This is a genomic window from Thermococcus fumicolans (genome assembly GCF_055386755.1).
Genome location: NZ_AP042424.1, coordinates 652620 through 672285, shown reverse-complemented (window position 1 = coordinate 672285; position 19666 = coordinate 652620). Strand labels below are relative to the sequence as shown.

Annotated in this window: 21 protein-coding genes and 2 tRNA genes; 13 read left to right on the top strand and 10 right to left on the bottom strand. The window is 54.0% G+C overall.

What is annotated here, in order from left to right:
• The first annotated feature begins 1 nt into the window (after nt 1).
• Nucleotides 2-463: an FAD synthase family protein gene (locus ACZ5AM_RS03785; RefSeq protein WP_464915550.1), complete on the top strand. Its 462-nt coding sequence runs from the start codon at nt 2-4 to the stop codon at nt 461-463.
• 12 nt (nt 464-475) lie between these two features.
• On the opposite strand, the gene ACZ5AM_RS03780 is transcribed toward ACZ5AM_RS03785, so the two are convergent.
• The 4 genes from ACZ5AM_RS03780 to ACZ5AM_RS03765 all read right to left on the bottom strand — a co-directional run bounded on the left by ACZ5AM_RS03780 (nt 476) and on the right by ACZ5AM_RS03765 (nt 3128).
• Nucleotides 476-808, bottom strand: a complete 333-nt coding sequence (locus ACZ5AM_RS03780) for a CopG family transcriptional regulator (RefSeq protein WP_464915549.1) — start codon at nt 806-808, stop codon at nt 476-478.
• On the bottom strand, nt 792-1565 hold the full coding sequence (locus tag ACZ5AM_RS03775) for a ParA family protein (protein ID WP_464915548.1): 774 nt from the start codon (nt 1563-1565) through the stop codon (nt 792-794). Before ACZ5AM_RS03775 ends, ACZ5AM_RS03780 begins: the two co-directional genes overlap by 17 nt.
• Nucleotides 1566-1651: 86 nt before the next feature.
• Entirely contained in the window at nt 1652-2908 is a 1257-nt protein-coding gene (gene ftsZ / locus ACZ5AM_RS03770) for a cell division protein FtsZ (protein WP_464915547.1), read from the bottom strand.
• Between the two features lie 31 nt (nt 2909-2939).
• Nucleotides 2940-3128 carry a ribbon-helix-helix domain-containing protein gene (locus tag ACZ5AM_RS03765; protein WP_464915546.1) on the bottom strand — a complete coding sequence of 63 codons (189 nt, stop codon included), beginning with the start codon at nt 3126-3128 and terminating at the stop codon, nt 2940-2942.
• A gap of 216 nt (nt 3129-3344) precedes the next feature.
• Between ACZ5AM_RS03765 and cgi121 the strand changes: the two genes are divergently transcribed.
• From cgi121 to ACZ5AM_RS03745, 4 genes are all read left to right on the top strand, one after another.
• A complete protein-coding gene (gene cgi121 / locus ACZ5AM_RS03760) occupies nt 3345-3752 on the top strand; it encodes a KEOPS complex subunit Cgi121 (RefSeq protein WP_464915545.1) in 408 nt (135 codons plus the stop codon).
• An 83-nt stretch (nt 3753-3835) separates the two neighbouring features.
• Nucleotides 3836-5014 carry an aminotransferase class I/II-fold pyridoxal phosphate-dependent enzyme gene (locus tag ACZ5AM_RS03755; protein WP_464915544.1) on the top strand — a complete coding sequence of 393 codons (1179 nt, stop codon included), beginning with the start codon at nt 3836-3838 and terminating at the stop codon, nt 5012-5014.
• 11 nt (nt 5015-5025) lie between these two features.
• Entirely contained in the window at nt 5026-5289 is a 264-nt protein-coding gene (locus tag ACZ5AM_RS03750) for a TMEM165/GDT1 family protein (protein WP_464915543.1), read from the top strand.
• 1 nt (nt 5290) lies between these two features.
• Nucleotides 5291-5644 (top strand): hypothetical protein, encoded by a 354-nt coding sequence (locus tag ACZ5AM_RS03745; protein ID WP_464915542.1) that lies wholly within the window; start codon nt 5291-5293, stop codon nt 5642-5644.
• A gap of 379 nt (nt 5645-6023) precedes the next feature.
• Here the strand turns inward: ACZ5AM_RS03745 and ACZ5AM_RS03740 are convergent.
• Nucleotides 6024-6101: transfer RNA gene (locus ACZ5AM_RS03740), tRNA-Val, on the bottom strand.
• 10 nt (nt 6102-6111) lie between these two features.
• Nucleotides 6112-6189, bottom strand: a tRNA-Ala gene (locus ACZ5AM_RS03735).
• A gap of 149 nt (nt 6190-6338) precedes the next feature.
• Between ACZ5AM_RS03735 and ACZ5AM_RS03730 the strand changes: the two genes are divergently transcribed.
• Complete coding sequence (locus ACZ5AM_RS03730; RefSeq protein WP_464915541.1) at nt 6339-6602, top strand: hypothetical protein; 264 nt, start codon at nt 6339-6341, stop codon at nt 6600-6602.
• 12 nt (nt 6603-6614) lie between these two features.
• Here ACZ5AM_RS03730 and ACZ5AM_RS03725 read toward each other — a convergent pair whose 3' ends face one another.
• The gene (locus ACZ5AM_RS03725; protein ID WP_464915540.1) at nt 6615-8126 is read right to left on the bottom strand and encodes an AMP phosphorylase; all 1512 of its coding nucleotides are present in this window, start codon (nt 8124-8126) and stop codon (nt 6615-6617) included.
• Between the two features lie 174 nt (nt 8127-8300).
• Here ACZ5AM_RS03725 and ACZ5AM_RS03720 point away from each other — a divergent pair, with 174 nt between their 5' ends.
• Together ACZ5AM_RS03720 and ACZ5AM_RS03715 are read left to right on the top strand one after the other, a co-directional pair.
• Complete coding sequence (locus tag ACZ5AM_RS03720; RefSeq protein WP_464915539.1) at nt 8301-9635, top strand: RNase J family beta-CASP ribonuclease; 1335 nt, start codon at nt 8301-8303, stop codon at nt 9633-9635.
• 97 nt (nt 9636-9732) lie between these two features.
• The gene (locus ACZ5AM_RS03715) at nt 9733-10764 is read left to right on the top strand and encodes a polyprenyl synthetase family protein (protein WP_464915538.1); all 1032 of its coding nucleotides are present in this window, start codon (nt 9733-9735) and stop codon (nt 10762-10764) included.
• Here the strand turns inward: ACZ5AM_RS03715 and ACZ5AM_RS03710 are convergent.
• Complete coding sequence (locus ACZ5AM_RS03710; RefSeq protein WP_464915537.1) at nt 10647-11579, bottom strand: class I SAM-dependent methyltransferase; 933 nt, start codon at nt 11577-11579, stop codon at nt 10647-10649. The two genes, ACZ5AM_RS03715 and ACZ5AM_RS03710, sit on opposite strands and share 118 nt — an antisense overlap.
• 339 nt (nt 11580-11918) lie before the next feature.
• Here ACZ5AM_RS03710 and ACZ5AM_RS03705 point away from each other — a divergent pair, with 339 nt between their 5' ends.
• The 5 genes from ACZ5AM_RS03705 to ACZ5AM_RS03685 are packed head-to-tail and all read left to right on the top strand — an operon-like array spanning nt 11919 to nt 15300.
• The gene (locus ACZ5AM_RS03705; protein ID WP_464915536.1) at nt 11919-12437 is read left to right on the top strand and encodes a hypothetical protein; all 519 of its coding nucleotides are present in this window, start codon (nt 11919-11921) and stop codon (nt 12435-12437) included.
• A 15-nt stretch (nt 12438-12452) separates the two neighbouring features.
• Nucleotides 12453-13283 carry a hypothetical protein gene (locus ACZ5AM_RS03700; RefSeq protein WP_464915535.1) on the top strand — a complete coding sequence of 277 codons (831 nt, stop codon included), beginning with the start codon at nt 12453-12455 and terminating at the stop codon, nt 13281-13283.
• Nucleotides 13284-13288: 5 nt separating this feature from the next.
• Nucleotides 13289-14074, top strand: coding sequence for a hypothetical protein (locus ACZ5AM_RS03695; protein ID WP_464915534.1), 786 nt, complete (start codon nt 13289-13291; stop codon nt 14072-14074).
• Complete coding sequence (locus ACZ5AM_RS03690) at nt 14061-14507, top strand: hypothetical protein (protein WP_464915533.1); 447 nt, start codon at nt 14061-14063, stop codon at nt 14505-14507. Before ACZ5AM_RS03695 ends, ACZ5AM_RS03690 begins: the two co-directional genes overlap by 14 nt.
• Nucleotides 14508-14520: 13 nt before the next feature.
• Nucleotides 14521-15300: an ATP-binding cassette domain-containing protein gene (locus ACZ5AM_RS03685; protein WP_464915532.1), complete on the top strand. Its 780-nt coding sequence runs from the start codon at nt 14521-14523 to the stop codon at nt 15298-15300.
• 23 nt (nt 15301-15323) lie between these two features.
• Here ACZ5AM_RS03685 and leuS read toward each other — a convergent pair whose 3' ends face one another.
• Nucleotides 15324-18227, bottom strand: coding sequence for a leucine--tRNA ligase (leuS, locus tag ACZ5AM_RS03680; RefSeq protein ID WP_464915531.1), 2904 nt, complete (start codon nt 18225-18227; stop codon nt 15324-15326).
• 207 nt (nt 18228-18434) lie between these two features.
• Nucleotides 18435-19625, bottom strand: coding sequence for a hypothetical protein (locus ACZ5AM_RS03675; RefSeq protein WP_464915530.1), 1191 nt, complete (start codon nt 19623-19625; stop codon nt 18435-18437).
• Nucleotides 19626-19666 lie beyond the last annotated feature (41 nt).

Genomic DNA, 19666 nt, shown 5'->3' with positions numbered 1-19666 from the left:
CATGGAAGCCACACCAGGGAAGGAGCGCAGGAAAATCCGGGTTCTCGTGGGAGGGGTCTTCGATATCCTCCACGTCGGGCACGTTCACTTCCTCAAGCAGGCCAAGGGGCTCGGCGATGAGCTCGTCGTTATAGTGGCGAACGACGAGACGGTGAGGAGAAACAAGAAGAGAAACCCCATAAACCCCGCGGAGGACAGGGCGGAGCTTTTGAGGGCGATAAAGTACGTGGACGAGGTCTACATAGGATCCCCAAAGGCCATAGACTACGAGCTCGTGAAGAGAATAGATCCGGACATAGTTGCCCTCGGGCCAGATCAGACCTTCGACTGCGAGAGGCTCAAGGAGGAACTCAGAAGGCACGGGATCAACGCGGAGGTCATAAGGATACCCTACCTCTACAGGAGCGACCGGGCCAAGACGAGCAAGATACTGCAGAAGATTATCGAGGAGTTCTGCGAATGAGAAAAGAAAAGCTCAGAGCTTGAATTTTCCCATGTACTCCCTCAGAAACTCCGGGTCTTCCCTCCTAACTGCGCTCATGAGCTCTTCAAACTTCTTCTCACCGAGGGCCTGTCTAAGGTAGTAGTAGAGGTTGACGGCATCCTCCACGATTATGCTCTGCCTCCTGCCCTCCTCACCGTAGAGCTCGATGAGCTTCTTGTTAATGTCAAGGCTTATGTAGAGGGTCTTCTGCTTCTTCTGGGCCTTAAGATCCTCCCTTCCCTTTTCCTTCTTCGGCTTTGAGGGCTTTGTAAGCTCATCGACGGAACCCGAAAACAGTCTGGGGATTTTACTCTCCTTCGGCAATTGAGATCACCTCTTTGGTAAGCTTCTCAAAGGCCCGGGAGGCCCTTCCATCCGGCTCGTATTCGAATATGCTAACCCCCTCACCCTGCGCCTTCTCGAGGGCCACCGCCTTGGGTATGGTCGTGAGGATCGGTGCGTTGGGGTAGGCGTTCTTCAGCTCTTTGAGCCTTGTCTGGGGAACCTTGGTCTGCCGCGTGAACTTGTTGGGGACGAGGCCCATGAGGGTCAGGTTCTCGTTGGTCTCCTCCCTTATCATCGCCATCAGGTTGAACATGAGCTGCATCCCTATGACGCCGAAGTAGCTGAGTTCCAGGGGGATCAGAACGTAGTCCGAAGCCGTGAGCGAGTTGACCAGGAAAATGCCCATGCTCGGGGGGTTGTCTATGAGGACGTAATCGTAGTCCGGCAGTATAGGGGATATGGCTTTAACGAGCCTCCTCTCCCGGTTGTAGGCGTTGATGATCTCTATCTCCTTCGCGGAGAGGTTAAGGTGGCTGGGGATCAAGTGGAGGTTAGGAGCAACTTCAACTATGGCATCCTCCACGTCGCTTTCACGGCTCATCAGGGTTCCGACGTTGTTGCTTTCGTACTTGAGGACGTCCATGCCGATCAGTCCGAAGGTGAGGTTGAACTGGGGATCGACGTCTATCAGGAGGACCCTCCTCCCGGCCCTTGCCAGGCCGTAGCCCAGGTTCATGGTGAGGGTCGTCTTCCCTACTCCACCTTTCTGGTTGGCCACGCTGATTACAACGGCCATTCTACCACCCGCGTTTTCCTACTTCGGTCTAGGTCAGTCGGTATCCAGCCGTAAAAACTTTATGGAATTAAATAAGGGGGGAAGAATCAAAACTCCTCGATGCCCGAGAGGATCTTCTGTATGCGCTTCCTCCTCTCGTCGTTGACCGGGCCCTTTTCGGTGTCCTGTCCAAGGAGGATCGAGTATATGTCGGCGGACTTCTTGGCTCCCATGCCCTCGAAGGGGAATGGACTGGGCTTCGGGACGACAACGCTCTCCTTCTCAACGGTGAGTGCGGTTTCACCGCCCAGGATGTGCGGGCTCTCAACGCCAGTCATTATGACCATCGCCCTCACTACCTTGCCCATGTCCTCGTCTACTCTTGCACCCCACTTTATCTCGGACTTTGCACCGAGGTTGTTGTAGACTATCTCCATCGCCTCGTTGATCTCCCCGAGGTTGACGTCCGGACCGACGGTGAAGTGAACCAGGGCCTTGTTGCCACTTCCGAACTTGACGTCGAGCATCTTGTTCTCAAGGGCGGCCTTTACTGCCTCAACGGCCCTGTTCTTGGAGTCGCTCTCACCGATGCCTATGAGGGCCGCACCGCCGTCCTTCATGACGCTGTAAACGTCGGCGAAGTCAATGTTCACCATAGAAGGGAGCTTTATGGTCTCGGTTATGCCCTTCACCATTCTGGCTATTATCTCGTCGGCAAAGCGGAAGGCAGCGTTTATGGGCAGGTTGGGGACGAGCTTGAGGAGTTTGTCGTTTTCTATTATTATAACCGTGTCGGAGTACTGGAGGAGGGCTTTTATTCCCGCGCGGGCCTTCTCAAGCCTTATAGTCCCCTCTGTCTTGAACGGGAAAGTCACAACGCTGACGACAAGCGGATCCCTGAAGCGGCCGTTGTTCCTGGCGTGCTCCTTTATGACCTTCGCTACGACGGGGGCGGCTCCGGTGCCCGTACCGTTGCCCATTCCGGCAGTTATGAAAACGAGGTCAACGTCACCAACGGTCTTTGCTATCTCGTGGGCGCTGGCCTCGGCGGCCTTATAACCAACTGTAGGGTCGCCACCGGATCCCTTCCCGTGGGTTATCTCCTTCCCCAGGAGGAGCTTTTTATGGGCCTTGACCCTCGCAAGGTGCTGGGCATCGGTGTTCATGGCTATAAGCTCGGCACCCTCGACACCGAGCTCGTAGAGCCTGGTGATGGTGTTGTTTCCAGAACCACCGACGCCAACGATCGCTATTTTTATGAAGTCATCGAGGTTCTCATCAAAGAAATCCTCCTTCTTCTCTACCTTCGGTCCCTCATCCAAGTCCAGTTTTATTCCGGCCTGCTCCAGCAGTTTAAACACCATATTTCTTACCCCCTCTCCATAGTGCGGGCGGTTATTTGATAATATACCCGGGAACCTCGTCCTCTGGAAGCTCAATGTTCATCTCCCTCTTGAGGAACTCCCTGAGCGCTGTCCTTATTATCTCGCTCCTGCTGGGGTATATACCACGCCTCACGAGCTGGTCCATGGCGTTGATATAGCTCTGCGGCACTTGAACGCTTATGATGCGCATCTTTGGCATACGCTGTATCACCTAGTCCAGCGAGTCGCTACTTTAGTTAGTGCTTTAAGTAGTTAAATACTTTGCGGCTTGTTAATGATATTGTCATAATATTTTTTTCAAAAAAATTTTGAAAATAAGCCGAATAAATAAAGATATTTTGGATGACCCACAATGCACATTAACTGGAGAACAACTGTTATAAACTGGAAACAAACCCCTCCAAGAGGGGTCTGTATGAGGGAAGTAGTTCAAGGGATCGTCGTGCATCCTGTTATCGTGAGGGAGCCGGAAAGGGCGTTGCCAGTACTGGGGGCGAAGGTTCAGCTTGTCCGGGCACCATGTTACCAAGCCGTAGTCCACGCCGCAGTGTTGGCAAAGAGATCCTTCGAGAGGGGGACGAACCACGCGAAGACACAGGGGGGAGAGTTGCTCCTCAGACTGGCCGGCACCCTCCAGATAAGCGATGCCATCAAAACTTGCGGCGTGGGAGAGGGACTCAACTACCTCGTGGTCTTCGGGACGCCCAAGGAAGCCGAGAGAATAGTGGAGGAGCTGGGGCTCGAGGCTGCTGAACCAGCGGAGTGTAGCAAGGAGGAAGCGAAGATACACTTTGAAAGATCGGCCTTGGTCGAGGTTTTATAGGCCACCTTTTGGTGATCCGCTCCCTTTTTCAGGTTAACTTTATAAGGGCCCCTCCACTGAGTTCGAAATGCCGAGGTGGTATCATGAGATACAAAAAGCGTAAGTACTTCATGGCGGGCAGGATAAACCTCATCCAGAGATCAAAGATCAGGGAGCTTTTTGAAAAGGCAAGGAAAATGGAAAACGTCATATCCCTGGGAATAGGTGAACCCGACTTCGATACCCCCGAGGTTGTTAAGGAGGCCGCCAAGAGGGCCCTCGATGAGGGTTATACCCACTACACCCCCAACGCGGGAATACCTGAGTTTAGGGAGGCTATCGCCGAGTACTACCGGGACTTTTACAAAGTTGATGTTGATCCCGACAGCATCATAGTCACCGCCGGTGCCTACGAGGCAACCTACCTCGCCTTCGAGTCCCTCCTCGAGCAGGGGGACGACGTTATCATCCCCGACCCGGCTTTTGTCTGCTACGTTGAAGACGCCAAGATAGCAGAAGCCGGTATCATCCGCATTCCCCTCAGGGAGGAGAACAAGTTCCGCATAGACCCCGACGAACTCGTTGAGATGGTCACCAAGAGGACAAGGATGATAGTCATGAACTATCCAAACAACCCAACCGGAGCCACACTGGATAAGGAGACGGCAAAGGCTATAGCACAAATAGCAGAGGACTACAACATCTACATACTGAGCGACGAACCCTACGAGCATTTCCTCTACGAGGGGGCGAAGCACCACCCAATGATAAAATACGCCCCTGACAACACAATCCTGGCAAACAGCTTCTCGAAAACGTTCGCCATGACCGGATGGCGGCTCGGCTTTGCAATAGCCCCACCACAGGTTATCAAAGACATGATAAAGCTCCATGCGTACGTCATAGGAAACGTTACCTCTTTCATCCAGATCGCGGGAATAACGGCCCTAAGAGACAAGAGGAGCTGGGAAGCCGTTAAAAACATGAGGAAGACGTACGAGGAGAGGAGAAAGCTGGTCCTCGGATATCTTTCAGAGATGCCCCACCTTCAGCCCTTCAGGCCCAAGGGGGCTTTCTACGTCTGGGCGAAGATCGACCCGGAGCTCGACATGAGCAGCGAAGACTTCGCCAACTGGCTCCTCGAAAACGCCGGGGTCGTGGTCATCCCCGGAACGGCCTTTGGAAAGCAGGGAGAGGGCTGGGTAAGGATCAGCTACGCCACGAAAAAGGAACAGCTGATCGAGGCCATGGAGAGGATGAGGAAAGCCCTCGAAAAGCTCTGAGGGGTTCGGCTATGAATTCCATCCTCTACATTTTCGTCGCGGTGTTCCTAGCTGAGCTGGGGGACAAGACCCAGCTCGCCACGATGGCCTTCGCCACCAAATACGGGTGGAAGACCGCGTTCATCGGGGCGATTCTTGGTTTGGCGGCGGTCAACTTCATAGGGGCGTTCGTAGGGGAGAAACTGGGCGACTTCGTTCCCCTAGAGGCAGTTCACAAAGCCGCTGGAGCGCTTTTCATAGTCTTTGGGATCCTGATGCTCTTGGGGAAGCTGTGAGGTGTCCAGCTTGAGGATCGGGATCAAACCGAAGGGCGCGGTGATGGCTTCATTCGCATTCATATCCCTCTACTTCTTCGGGATAGCCCTTCTGTCCACCGAGTACCCGCTACAGGTGGTTGGGGGAACTTTCGTTGGGAGCCTTCATCTCACGATCCTCTGGGGGCTTTGGAAGGGAAACGAATGGGGGATAAGCTTTGGGAAGTACATCACCTTTGTGGACCTCATATTCTCCCTCCTATGGATGATGCTGGGCGTTATAGCCCAGGGGGCTACCCTCTTCGCACTGGTGGCGCTGGTTCTCGTTCTGCTGAGCGATCCCGAGGTTGAGGGGGAGATCCTGAGGAGGGTGTAAAGATTCGATACCTATTAAGGCACATTACATTTTTCTTTCGAAAGCCTCGCCCTTCAGGGCGGGAGGGAGGTCAGTCACGAAAGAGCATTGGAGCTTCGCTCCAACGTCGCGCAGGCGAATAAACTTTGTAATTGCCCTTTGCCCTTTCTCTTAAATAAAGCCAAATACCGAACATGCACTCTTCTAGTGACCAGTTGGCGGGGGGTTTAACCCTAAAAACAACTTTTCAAGAAGTTTGCATTTTTATCTTAGCGTCCAAAGGACGCCTCGAGGGTGGCAAACATTGTAGATTGCCCTTGAAGAGTAAACCCCCGAAAATCCACTTTTCAAAAGAGCACGCCAACTTTCCGCCAGCGCTTTGCGAAGCAAAGGGCTGATATGGTGGGCCCGCGGGGATTCGAACCCCGGACCTCCACCTTGTCAGGGTGGCGTCATAACCAGTCTAGACCACGGGCCCAGCCCAGGGATGGTGGACCGGCCGGGATTTGAACCCGGGGCCTCCGCCTTGCCAAGGCGGCGCTCATACCAGGCTGAGCTACCGGCCCACTCCCGCTGCCGTAATCACCTATCAGGGTGGGTTTATAAATCTTGCGGTTTGGGTTCATCCGAATGCCGAGGATTGAGTTGCTCAAATAAGAAAGGTGAGAGCGAATTATCGAGGATTAACCTTAAGAGCGGAAAAGGTGAGGGAAGAATGGTGCGGAAAACGATCAAGAGTACTAAGTTCGGATCCCCCTTAGAGAAGGACGTAACGGTGAAAACTGAGGATGTAGCCTGGTTCCTTGAAGTGAAATCGATCATGGGAAAACTGGGAACCGGAGAGTTCTCAAAGAACGCAAAGCCCGAGCCCCTAGAAACTTCAAAGAGTGTTCAGGCCATAATGAAAAAGGCCAGAAAGGCCTACACGAAGTTTAAACGCATTGAAGACATCTTGCAGTTGACGCAAGAGAAAGGATAAAAGAACGAAACCTCAGATGTTCCCGATTCTCTGGAGGACCATGCCCTCTATCTTTATGGGCTCCGTTCTCCTTGCGAAGACTATGGCCTGGTCGAGCCTTGCCTCGCTCTCTGCGTGGATCGTGAAGAGAGGATCTCCCTCCTTGACCTTTTCACCGACCTTAACGTAGAGCTCCACTCCGGCCCCCTTGTCCTCCGGCGCTCCAGCGGCCCTGGCTATTCCGGTTATGGCCCTGTTGTCTATGGCGGTAACGTAGCCGCTCGTGGGTGCAACGAAGGTGTACGTCTTGTCGCCGACGGCTATCTCCTCAGGCTTGATGTTGGAGTCACCACCCTGCTCCTCTATGATCTCCTTCATCTTCTCCCAGGCCTTTCCGCTCTCCAGGATTTCCCTGGCCATCTTCTTGCCCATACCAGCCGGGGCGACGCCGCCCATCTCAAGGAGTATTCCAGCTAGCCCAAGGGCCTTCTCTATGAGGCTTCCCGGACCCTTGCCGGTCATGAGGGCCGAGAGGGCCTCCCTGGCCTCGAGAGCTGGCCCAACCGTGTGGCCTATCGGCTGGCCGCCGTAGGTTATCGCCACTTCAACGTACTGGCCGAGCCTCTTGCCAAGCTCTATGAAGTCCCTCGCCAGTGCCCGCGCCTCCTCAACCGTCTCGACCTTGACCCCCTTGCCCGTCGGGATGTCTATGAGGACGTACTGGCTTCCCATGGCGTACTTCTTGGACATTATGCTGGCCAGCATGAGCCCAGGAGGATCAACGCTGAGGGCGCGCTCCGATTTGATTGTTATATCGTCCGCTGGGGCAAGGTTTAGAGCGCCTCCCCAGACCATACACGCGCCGACCTTCTCAACTATCCGCTTTATCTCCTCGAGGGAGAAGCTGACATCCGCGAAAACCTCTACGACGTCCGCCGTTCCGGCGGCGCTGGTTATAGCCCTAGAGCTGGTCTTCGGTATGGTAAGTCCCGCGGCGGCAACGATGGGCACGACGAGGATGTTGGTCTTGTTTCCGGGGACGCCGCCGATGCTGTGGACGTCCATTATCGGCTTCCTGTCTATGTCGAGCATGTCGCCGGTCTCGGCCATCGCTATGGTCAAAGCGGCTATCTCGTCCATGTCGAGGCCGTTTATTTCGAGCGCGGTCACAAATGAGCTTATCTCTATATCCCTGAGCTTTCTGTCGACTATGTCCCTCACTATGGCCTCGATCTCGACCTTCCTGAGCTTCTCGCCGTGCATCTTCTTCTTTATGTACCTCACGCTCTCCGGCGTTCCGGCAGGGGCTATGCCCACTACCTCACCCTCGGAGAGGCTGTGGAGCTGGAGTATGTCCCTGCTTATGCCGACCTCCCCCGGCCCGACCAGGTTGCTTATAACCAGGCTCCCGTATATCGGCTTCTTGCCCGACTCTATCTTGACCAGGTCGTCGGGGTGGAGCTTCGCCTTTTTGGCCTCCTCCTCGTTTATGAAGATGGAGTACCTCCCGCTGTACATGTCGAGTATCCTAACCTTGGCCCTCATGTGAGTCCCTCCTTGTATTGTTGCTGGCATAGGAGTAGGATGCTGGGATATTTAACTTTTCCCCTGCCAGCGGGAAGCGGCAATCGATGCACACCTTTTTAAACCCCTGGCCACAACTAAGACCAACGCAGCCCCATGCCTCAGGAGAGGCCTGGGGGCGTAGGAGGAATAGACATGATAAAAATCTACACGATCAGCGGCTACGAGGAAGTAGGTAAAAACATGACCGCCGTCGGGTACACCAACGGTGGCAGGGAAGAGGTCGTTATAATCGACATGGGCATAAGGCTCGACCGCGTTCTCATCCACGAGGACGTGAACATCCAGGAGTTCCCGACGAAGGAGCTCCAGAAGCTCGGCGCGATCCCCGACGATTCGATTCTGAGAAACAAGAAGGTCGTCGCCATAACCTTCACCCACGGCCACCTCGACCACATAGGGGCCATAGGCAAGCTCGCGCCCCACTACCCGGACGTGCCGGTTTACGGCACCCCCTACACCATAAAGCTCGCCAAGAGCGAGGTCAAGAGCGAGAAGTACTTCGAGGTCAAAAACCCCATGTACGAGACCCAGTTTGGCGAGATAGTACAGGTGAGCGAGAACTTGGCGATAGAGTTCGTCAGGATAACCCACTCGATACCGCAGGCCGCTATGGTCGTCGTCCACACGCCCGAAGGCGCGGTAGTCCACACAGGCGACTTCAAGTTCGACAACAACAACCCGCTCGGCGAGAGGCCGGACTACAAGCGCCTGAAGGAGCTGGGAAAGGAGGGCGTCAAGGTCCTCATCCCAGAATCCACGCGCGTCGCGGAGCCGACTAAAACCCCAAGCGAGGCAGTAGCGCAGATGCTCCTCGGGGATTTCTTCCTCTACGAGGGCACGGAGGCGGACGGGTTAATAGCGACCACCTTCGCGAGCCACATAGCCAGACTTCAGGAGCTCATCTGGATAGCCAACAAGATGGGCAGGCAGGCGGTGTTCATAGGCCGCTCCCTGGCGAAGTACACCGGGATAGCGAAGCAGCTCGGCCTTATCAAGATGAAGGGTTCGCGGGTTCTCAGGAGCCCCAACGCGATAAAGAAAGTTCTAGCCGAGGTTTCTCAGGCAAGGGAGAACTACCTCCTCATCGTTACCGGCCATCAAGGCGAACAGGGGGCCGTCCTTACCAGGATGGCCAACGGGGAGCTCTACGACATAGGCAAGCGCGACACGGTGGTCTTTTCCGCTGGAACGATACCCAACCCCCTCAACCGCGCCCAGCGCTACGTCCTTGAGACTAAGCTCAAGATGAAAGGAGTAAGGATGATAAAGGACCTCCACGTGAGCGGTCACGCGAGCAGGGAAGACCACCGCTACCTGCTGAGGATGCTCAACCCGGAGACCATAGTTCCAGCCCACGGGGAGTTCCAGATGCTCACGCAGTACGCCGAGCTCGCGGAGGAGGAGGGTTACCTCATCGGTAGGGACGTGTTCGTTTCAAGGAACGGCTACACGGTCGAGATAAAGTGATGGATCCCCGAAAGTTCTTTGATGAAGCAAAAAACTGATAAAGGGTTTGCCCCTTCCCTTTCCAGTTTAAGAAAACTCCCACTCACGGGGTGATACGATGGGCAAGTACGATGACCTGTTCGCAAGGATCAAGATCACCGCCAAGGACGTTGACAGGGTGATTCTTGAGCTGGTTCCGGAGAAAGACCCGAAGACCCTTTACGAGGCCGCCAGACACTACCCGCTCGCGGGTGGAAAGAGGGTTCGCCCCTTCGTCGTCCTGCGCGCGGCCGAGGCAGTAGGTGGCGACCCTGAGAAGGCCCTCTATCCAGCGGCCGCCGTCGAGTTCATCCACAACTACTCCCTCGTCCATGACGACATAATGGACATGGACGAGCTGAGGCGCGGAAGGCCGACTGTCCACAAGCTCTGGGGCGTCAACATGGCGATCTTAGCGGGCGATCTGCTCTTCAGCAAGGCCTTCGAGGCGATAGCGAGGGCCAAGGTAAGCCCCGAGAAGAAGGCCAGGATTCTCGACGTCCTCGTCAGGACCTCCAACATGCTCTGCGAGGGCCAAGCTTTGGACATAGAGTTCGAGACGAGGGATGAGGTGAGCGTTGAGGAGTACCTCACGATGATAAGCGGCAAGACCGGTGCCCTCTTCCAGGGTTCGGCCAAGATTGGTGCGATCATAGGGACAGACAACGAGGAGTACATTCAAGCTTTGTCAAAGTGGGGAATGAACGTTGGCATAGCATTTCAGATATGGGATGACGTACTCGATCTTATAGCGGACGAGGAGAAGCTGGGCAAACCGGTGGGCAGCGACATAAGGAAGGGGAAGAAGACCCTCATAGTGAGCCACTTCTTTGACAACGCGAGCGAGGAAGACAAGGCCGAGTTCATGAAGGTCTTCGGAAAGTACGCCGGCGATGCCAAGGGAGATGCTCTCATACACGATGAGAAGGTCAAGGAGGAGGTTGCAAAAGCCATTGACCTGCTCAAGAAGTACGGTAGCATCGACTACGCCGCTCAGTACGCGAAGAACCTCGTCAGGGAGGCGAACGAGGCTTTGAAGGTGCTCCCCGAGAGCGAGGCGAGGAAGGATCTGGAGCTACTCGCCGAGTTCCTTGTGGAGAGAGAGTTCTGAGCCTCACCCCTCTTTTTCCGCCAGAACCCACACCTCACCGGCGGGTGCTCGGTTCCACTCTTCCACTTCTCGTAGGCTCTATCCCACCTTTTTAAAAGCTCGACGCGCTTATCTTCGTCTTTTATATCCTCCACGTATTCCCTTGGAATGTAGGCAAGGTAGTGGGGCAGGCCTGGCTCGAAGGTTCCGCTCTCTGTTACATTCCCTCCCGCTTTCTCGACGAGCTCCACGAGCCTCTCAAACGTCGGGTAGTGCAGGTCGTCCTTTTCGCCAAAGAGCGCCTCGAATATTTCCTCGCGCAGGTTGTAGAGTTCCAAATGCGCTTCCTGCCTATCATTGTTCGCTATGGGCAGGCTCTCGGCTATGAAAGCCCTATCCGCAACGCGGAGCATCTCGGAGATGACCTTTATCATCGTTTCCTTGTTCTTGAGACTCCTTATTCCGTGCACGAGGACGGCCAAATCAAAGGCCTTAAACGGGAAGGGCAGTTCTCTCGCGTCGAGCTTTAGGGGGATTATCCGGCGCTTGACGCCGGTGACTGAAGTTACCTCCTCGAAGAAGCGCCACCTTGATTTATCAACTGCCACAACGCGACCGGTTTCGCCGACTAGATAGGCGAGAGGAACGGTTGTTAATGCGTGAGCACCACAACCGATTTCGAGGACGTTCATGCCCTCTCTTATCGGCGCGAACTGCAGGACACGGAAGCGCTCGAGCATCTCAATGTGGAGCCAATTGGGTGGTAGCGGGGACTCGTCCCGGGGCGGGATTCTGGAAAAGATTTCTCTTTTGAATGTTTCTTCATTAAAAGACATGGATAACACCGAGAAAGGCTAAAGAACTTCTTCTTAAGGAGTTTTCGGAGAAAAGGTTTTATAGGGTGGGAGTGAATTAACGAAAGGTTGGAATTTCATATGGCTTCTTAGCAATGTACTTCGATGATATACCTACCTATTGCATCTCCATGCAAGTCTTTTACTCAGGCTTCTTTTGGCTTGTTCTAAGAGGAAAATCCATGTTAGAATGAATTTATACTTAGAAAAAAAAGGAAGAATTTTTACTTAAAGTAAAAGGAAAAATTTATAAGGGAAAGTTGCATAATTGACATCGCAGACAACCTCACGGAGGTGTACTATATGAGGTGGAATAGCTTGATGGCAGTCCTGCTGGGACTGCTGATGGTTGGAGTGACGGCTGGAGGTGCAAGTGCCACAGTATGGGGCACTCCAGCAGGTTCAAAGACAGGAGCCACTGACTCCGGAATAGAGCCTCATTTAACATTAGGGGTTGCATATGGAGACGTAGAAGTCTCCTTCAGTGTTTCCTGGAATGATCATCATGGTGCAGCTTGGGGAGTATGGCAATGGGCTAACTACGATGATTCAATTAACAAATATATAGGATTCTACGCAGATAGCACGTATAAGACAAAAAGCTATAGTACTGCCATAATTGGTTACACAAAAATAAATTACTCAGTTGACTTAGAAGTCGGAGAACCTGTTGCCTACAAAGCCAAGAATGGGATGCAATACTACATTAGAACATATTATCATGTCACAGTTTATAAAAAGACAGACAAATGGTTCTGGGATCACCCAAAAATAGAAAAGATAGTGGACTCTGGGAGTTACGTGTCCTATTTTATACCAAACCCAGAATACCTTGGATGAAAGGAGGGAAAGTGAGTGCAGAGAAGTGGCGTATTAAGAGTTGCCACACTCCTTTCACTTTTTATCTTTCTTCTGAGCCCACAAGTTATTGCAACGACAAGCGTTCCCCTGAGGTGGGAGGGACATGTTATCGCACTGGGAGGAAAGCAGGACTCATCCCATTATCAATTCAAAATAGAGAACGTGACGATAGACGACAGGGGGGACTACTACATAGTCCATGAAACCGTCTCTTTCCGTGGATGTGTGCTCTACAAAAACGGAACGCCCGTCAGGGGTTGCCCAGTTGAAACGAAGAACGTGACGTTTGAGGTCAAGAGAGACACCAACACCTTCATGCTGGATGGAAAGCCGGCTTTTTTCTTCCAGTACTGGCCCGGATTCTCAACAAACGGCTCTGTTTACAGTAGTGGGATTGAGCTTAGGCCTCACCCGGTGGACTTGTATCTGAAAAACGAAAGCCCTGAAAACCACATCGGCTGGTCGGTGTCTCTTCAAGGGGGTCCGATAAGGATCCTCAGGTGCAAGGGATGGAGTCTTCCAGAGAATACTAGCGACGTGCCTCGATGCATAGAGGAAACCTACAAGAACTTCACAATCGATCTGACATTCAGGGGCCCATATCTAGTGGACGGGGGCGCGTACCTTCCGGCGGATCCGTTTGGAATCATTAAAGACAGGGCTGTGGTAATGTTCATCAATCTTGAGGATACACCAGAGACAAGGGAATTTCTAAGGAACGCTAAATCGATATCTCCACCGTCGAACAATTCCTCAGGGTTCTACCTCCTCGGGGGTGGACTCGTCGCCCTTGCATTGGTCCTGGCAGTTAAAAAGAGGGGGTAAGCAGAATGCTGTCTTTTAAGACTATCGGGGAGGAAATAAAATCTAGCCCTCAACTCGTGGCGTTTTTACTGGCATCCCCATTGATAGTCCAGTACGTGATATGGGCCTATCTCCCAAAACTTAATGGAATAACGGTTGGCAGTGAGATCACGTCAACGATTCCCGGCATGGATTTACAGTACCTCAACAATGTTACATCAAAGAGTGGGTTATTCGGAAGCGTAGCATCTTCCCAAATCTCCGCCCTCCTCGCCGCGGTTTCGAAGGTACACCTAGCGGTCTTCCTCCTCGGTGGGCTTCTGGCAGCTTTTTTAATCGCCGAACCCATCTATCGGGGAACTATAATAAACGACATCGCCTTCCTAGGCAGGGGAAGGGCCCTCTTAGGCAGGGTCGTTTTTGGTTTTCTCTACAGCATCTTTCTAATCTCAACTGGGGTGGTAGTGTTCGATAGCATTGCTGAAGTTTCGGGAATCTCCCTAGGATCAAGGTTTTTCCTAGCCCTGTTCGGGACCCTCATACTTTCCACACTCGCGGGGTTCGTTCTGGTGTCTTCCCTCTCCGTTCTCTCCCGTGAACCCGTCATTCCACTGGGGGTGCTGTTTCTTGTTGCGATCCTCTCCGGTACCGCACATCGGATCGGTTCCGTCATAATTCCCTTTGAGAGACTCACCTACTTCCTATGGGACACAAAGTTTCACCTTGACGGATACGCGTACGCTGGCCTACTACTGTACGGCACCATGCCCTTCATGTTGATGGCTCTGTTTAAGGGGGGTGATTTTTATTAAGGCAAAAATCCTTCACATCGTGCTCCTGGCTGCCCTGCTCTCCGGGATCTTCTTCGGCGTTAAGCTTTATCAAACGGAGAAACCACTGACGTTTACGATCAAATACCAGCTTTTCCTACCTCCAGGGATGAAAGGTTCAGACATCGAGGAACACCAGGTGGCGTACAAAGAAGTCGTCCTTCCGGCGGCGGGAACATACCGCGTGTCCTTTACAGGAAATTGCACGCTCTATATCCAGACCGCCGACGGACTCACAAAAAACCCGGAGAGGATATCGGTATCAAACAGGGCGTTGCGAATAGTCATCCTGAACCAGACAACCGACGTTACCGTAAGGTTAACTCCTGAGAAGAACGTTCCATATTCCCCCATAATCCTCCTGCTGCTGGGGGGTGTGATCGGCTATGCTTTTAGAGTGTTCAGATTTGAGTAAATCGTACGGCAACGTGCAGGCCCTCAAGAAGGTCACCTTCTCACTGTCCAGGGGGCTTTCATTGATTCTGGGTCCCAACGGAAGCGGTAAGACGACCCTGATAAAGATCCTCGCCGGAATCATAAAGCCAGACGGAGGCACTATTAAACTGCTCGGAAAGAACTACTTCGAAATCCCCCGCAGTGATATAGGGTTCGCCTTTGAAAAAACGGCGCTTCCCCCCAACGTCAGGGTTGAAGGATACCTCAAGGCAGTGGCGGAGCTCAGAGGGGATGATAACGTTGATGAGATCCTCGAGATCTTCGGGCTTGATAAAGACAGGGCAAAAAGATTCAGAGAGCTATCCCAGGGGTACAAGCGGAGGTTCACAGTGGCCTTGGCTTTCGTGGGAAACCCAGAGGTGGTTTTCCTCGACGAGCCTTTCAGCAACGTCGATATAGTAGCGAAAATTGAACTAGCCGAAGCGTTCTTTGAGCTCAAGAAAAAGATCGACATCGTCATAGTTTCCCACATCATCGCCGGTTTGAAGGGTGTGGATTCCGTGGTGCTCCTCCACAGCGGGCAGGTGCTTATGAACGCCTTTGGTGATGAGGCGAAGACCCTGGGTGGCTTTCGGGCAGTGTTCCCAAGCGAGATCGTTGAAAATGACATCAACAGACTGGTAGAACTCATACGGAGCGGGAAGGAACCAGTGCGCATAGAACCTATATTTCCCGAGGAGATCATCCAGAGAAAACTGCTCAGCGAGTTGGAAAATACGGGAAGGACGAGGCATAGCAGAAGACAGCAATGAAAAAAGAAAGCCGATAGCTGAAATCACTCCACAAACACCGCCGGCTTCAGCGGCATCGCGGCCTTCTTCTTTCCGCCCTTGTCCTCCTCGGCGTTAATGATTATCTCCAGGCCGAGCTCCTTCTCCATGAAGTCCTTCGCCTCTCTCAGCGCTTTCTCCTCGTCTATGCGCTTCACTTCAAAGGCCCTCTCCTTGATGAGGCGCTGTATCAGCTTGCTTACTTCCTTACCGTGCTTCCTCATCTCTGGGTCCTTCATCAGCTCTGCCATCGCGCTCTTGAAGTCCCTCTTCTCTGCCACAACTTCAACGACGCGCCACTTCCACTCCGGAGCCGTGTAGAGGTAGGCCCTCTTGGCATCCTCGAGCTTGGCGACCCTTATTATCTCCTTGATGTCTTCGATGACGGACTGGACGAACTGCTCCTCCGCCTCAACGATCTCGTTCCACCACTCGTCAACCGGCTCCGGCCACTTCGCCAGGCTGACGAATCCATCTCCACCGAGCTTCTCCCAGAGCTCCTCTGCTATGTGCGGAGTGAACGGCGCCATGAGCCTGACCCAGACCTCGGCGAGCTTTCTCAACACAAAGCGCTTGGCCTCGTCGTCCCTGCCCTCGGTTCTGCGCATGTACCAGCGCAGGTCGTTGAGGACGGTGTAGAACGCCCACTGCACTGCCGTTCTCGTTCTGAACTCCTCGAGGGCCTTCGTAGCTCCCTCGATGGCCTTGTTGAGCCTGTGGAGCATCCAGCGGTCGATGTCCTTAAGCTCGACGCCCTCCTTGGCCTCATAGCTTGCGAACTCGCTTATCAGCTCGTAGAACCTCTCGACCTGCCTGCGGAGCTTGCCGACCTCCTTCCTGCGCCAGTCGAAGTCGCTGTCGTGCTCGGCGAGGCTCATTATGTACAGCCTTACAACGTCCGCCCCGTTCTCCTCGATTGCATCTATGAAGTTCAGCACGTTGCCCTTGCTCTTGCTCATCTTGGTGCCTTCCAGCGTTCCGAAGCCGTTGACGGCGATGCCCCTAGGCCAGTGTTCGCGCCTGAATATCGCGGTGTGGTTGAAGATGAAGAACGTCAGGTGGTTCGGGATTAAATCTTTGGCCGAGCAGCGCCAGTCGAGCGGGTACCAGTACTCGAACTCCTCCTTCATCTCGCGGATGGTCTCGGCCGGGATTCCGGTCTTCTTCTCAAGCTCCTTCTCGCGCTCCTCGCTGAACTCCTCGCGGAAGAGGTAGTCGAAGAACTCCCTGTCGAGCCTCTCCGGGTCGAGTTTGCCCTCTTCCCTCAGCCTGTTCATGTGCCTGCTTATGGTGTAGTAGGCCATGTAGATGGTTGAATCGCTCAGGCTCTCGATGACCCAGTCGGGGTCCCACGGGAGCGGCGTTCCTAATCCAACTTTCCTCGCGCAGGCCTTCTTGTCGAGCCACTCTATTACGGCCTCGAACTGTGTCCTTCTGCTCTCGGGGTAGATCGTCATGTTCGCGAGCGCTTCCCTCGCCTTCTCCTTCCACTCGGGGTTGCCGTAGTCGATGAACCACTGGTCGTGGATTATCTTGATAACAGCTTGGTTTCCAAAGCGCGAGATGACGGGCTTCTCGGCGAACTCGTACATTATCTCCGCTATGCCCTTCTCCTGGAGCTCCTTCGCTATGAGGTCCTTCGCCTCCTGGACGGACTTCCCGGCGTAGGGCTCCACCTTGAAGACGCCCTTGTGGTACTCGGCCTTGTAGATGTTCTTGGTGGCTTCTTCGAGCTTCTCCTTATCTTTCTGGCTCTTCACTCCGAGCTTCTGAACTTCTTCAACGGCCGGGAACTCACCGTATCCCTCCAGCTTGATCAGCGAGATGTAACTTATCTCCTCGACAACCCTGGGGTCAATGTCGTACTTGAGGAGCAGTTCGGTCTCCTTCTTCAGATCCTCAAGCGCGACGTGGTCGAAGGGGGCATGAGCGGGAACGCTCATGACGACGCCAGTGGCGTTGTCAGGGTCAACGAACTCCGCCGGCAGGATTAGGACCTCGTCGCCGGTTACTGGGTTCTTCACGTACTTTCCTATCAGCTTCTCGCCCTTGAACTCCTCGATTACCTCTATCTCCCTGTCCTGGAAGGAGAGCTTGTAGGCTGCCTCCTTGCTGACTATCCAGGTCTCGACCTTGTCGCCGCGCTTGACTTTCGCCTTGACGTAGGTCGCGTTGGGGTTCAGCCACATGTTGGTGACGCCGTAGACAGTCTCGGGTCTGAGCGTCGCCGCCGGCATGTAGATTTCCTCACCGTTCTCCTCGAGGATGAACTTGATTATGACGTAGTCCAGAATCTGGACGTCCTCGCCCTCCATTATGTCGTGATCGCCGAGCGGGGTGCCAACGACGGGGTCCCAGCGAACCCTGTGCGCTCCTTTAACAACCAGCCCCATGTCCTTGAGCGTCCAGAACTGCCACTCTATGAACTTGCTGAAGGGCGGGAACAGCGAAGTCGTGTGGAACTCGCGCGTCCAGTCAACGGAAAAGCCGGCCCTTATGAAGGTCTCCCTCGCCGCTTTCATGAAGTACTTGACGATTTCCTTCGGGTCCTCAAACTTCCAGAGTATTTCCTCGGGAACCTTGTAGACGTCGCGGTAGATGTGTATCGTCTTCGGGTCGCGGTGCTTTATGCGCTCGGCTATTCCGACTATCGGCGCGCCGGTGATGTGCCACGCCATCGGGAATAGGACGTTGTAGCCCTGCATTCTCTTAAAGCGCGCTATGACGTCCGGGATCGTGTAGGTCCTCGCGTGGCCGACGTGGAGGTGGCCCGAGAGGTACGGGAACGCGACGGTTATGTAGAACTTCTTCTCCTTGGGCTTCGCCCTTCTGTCGGGCTCAAAAACCTTCTCTTCCATCCAGCGCCTCTGCCATTTTTCTTCGATTGCCTTGAAGTTGAGCTCAGCCATGTCTAAAACCTCCTTTAGCTTCTATTTTCAACACTGAGAGTCCAGAGGGAACTCCAAAAGAGCGGGACTCAGGAATAGGGGGGTTATCGGGGAAATCAGTTACCGGTGAGATTCCAACGGAGAAGACACTCCCCCCTCATCGGCATCGGAACGGGTAACGGGGTTGGGTATTTAAGGTTTTTGGATGAAGAGGGAAAGAAAAACGGGTCAGGAGTGCGCCACTATGAACCTCTCAACGTCCTGGAGCAGACCCAGGCCGATCTCGAAGTGGGCCTTTGCCTCCTTAGGCCTTCCGCGTTTCGCAAGCTCAAAACCGAGCTTGAACTCCTGTACGGCAGTCCTGAGCTTCAGCTCTGCGCCTTTAACGTCCACTCCCTCCCTCCTGAGCTTTCCCAAAGCCCTGGAATCCTTTCTAATGCGCTCCTGAACTCCCCTCTCAAAGGCCCTCATGTCCCTAATTTTCTCCCTGACCTCCTTTTTCCTCGCCTCCCTGTGGATGAACCCAACGGCCTTGTAGAACTCCTTCACCGTTTCGCGGTTCTCCCGGATGAGGGTTAAAGCCGCGGTGTAGTTGCCCCCGTCGGCCAGCTCCTTCACCTGGTCGTACAGGGCCTCGAACGCATTTAGCCTCTCCTGGAGCTCGGTGGTGTCCCTACCGGTCTCGTTTGCCTTTGAGATTACCCTCTCAACAAGGGTCATAGCCCTATCGCCCCTGATCAGAAACGCGTTAACGATCCTGTCGGAGTGGGCATAGGCCAGCTCCTTCCTGAGCTCCCTGAGCTCGGCGTCAAGCTGCTTCCTGAGTTCACGGGCCTTTTCCAGGTCCTCCCTGGCTTTTTCAAGATCCTTCTCCCTTAAGTCCTCCACAACCTGGAGGTAGGCCTCCTTGGTTTCGTTTAACAGCTCCCGGGCCTTTGAGGTGTCGAGGTTAGCCCTCTCGGCGGCCTCGATGATCCTCTGGACTGACTCGAAATAGCCGCGCATCCTCCCCATGGAGACCAAAACCTGCTCTTTGGCGCCTTTTATGGCCCTGAGGACCTCCCTGTACTGGTGCATGGCAAGCAGACCCTCGGTTACCGCCGTCGGGTAATCCCCGTTCCGATAGGCGGTTTCAGCCTTCTCCCGGTACTCTTCAGCCAGGCTGTAGTGCTCCAGAACGCTTGAGTTTTCCGGCAGGGTGACGTTCTGGAGGAGCCTTTCGGTTACGTTGTGGAGCCTCTCAACTATGCTTATTATCCTCTCCGCGAGCCTCTCCTCGGGGGTCGAGTTCGTTACGTTTGCCTGATAGACGGCCGGCTGTGCATCACTGGTATCGCTCGCGCCGGCGAAGCTTACACCGGCGGGGACTACCGCCCCTACTAGGATGGCCAGCAGGGCCAGTGCCTTCAGCCACTTCACGTCAACCACCTCACCCATCCCTACGAACTTCGATTATTTTA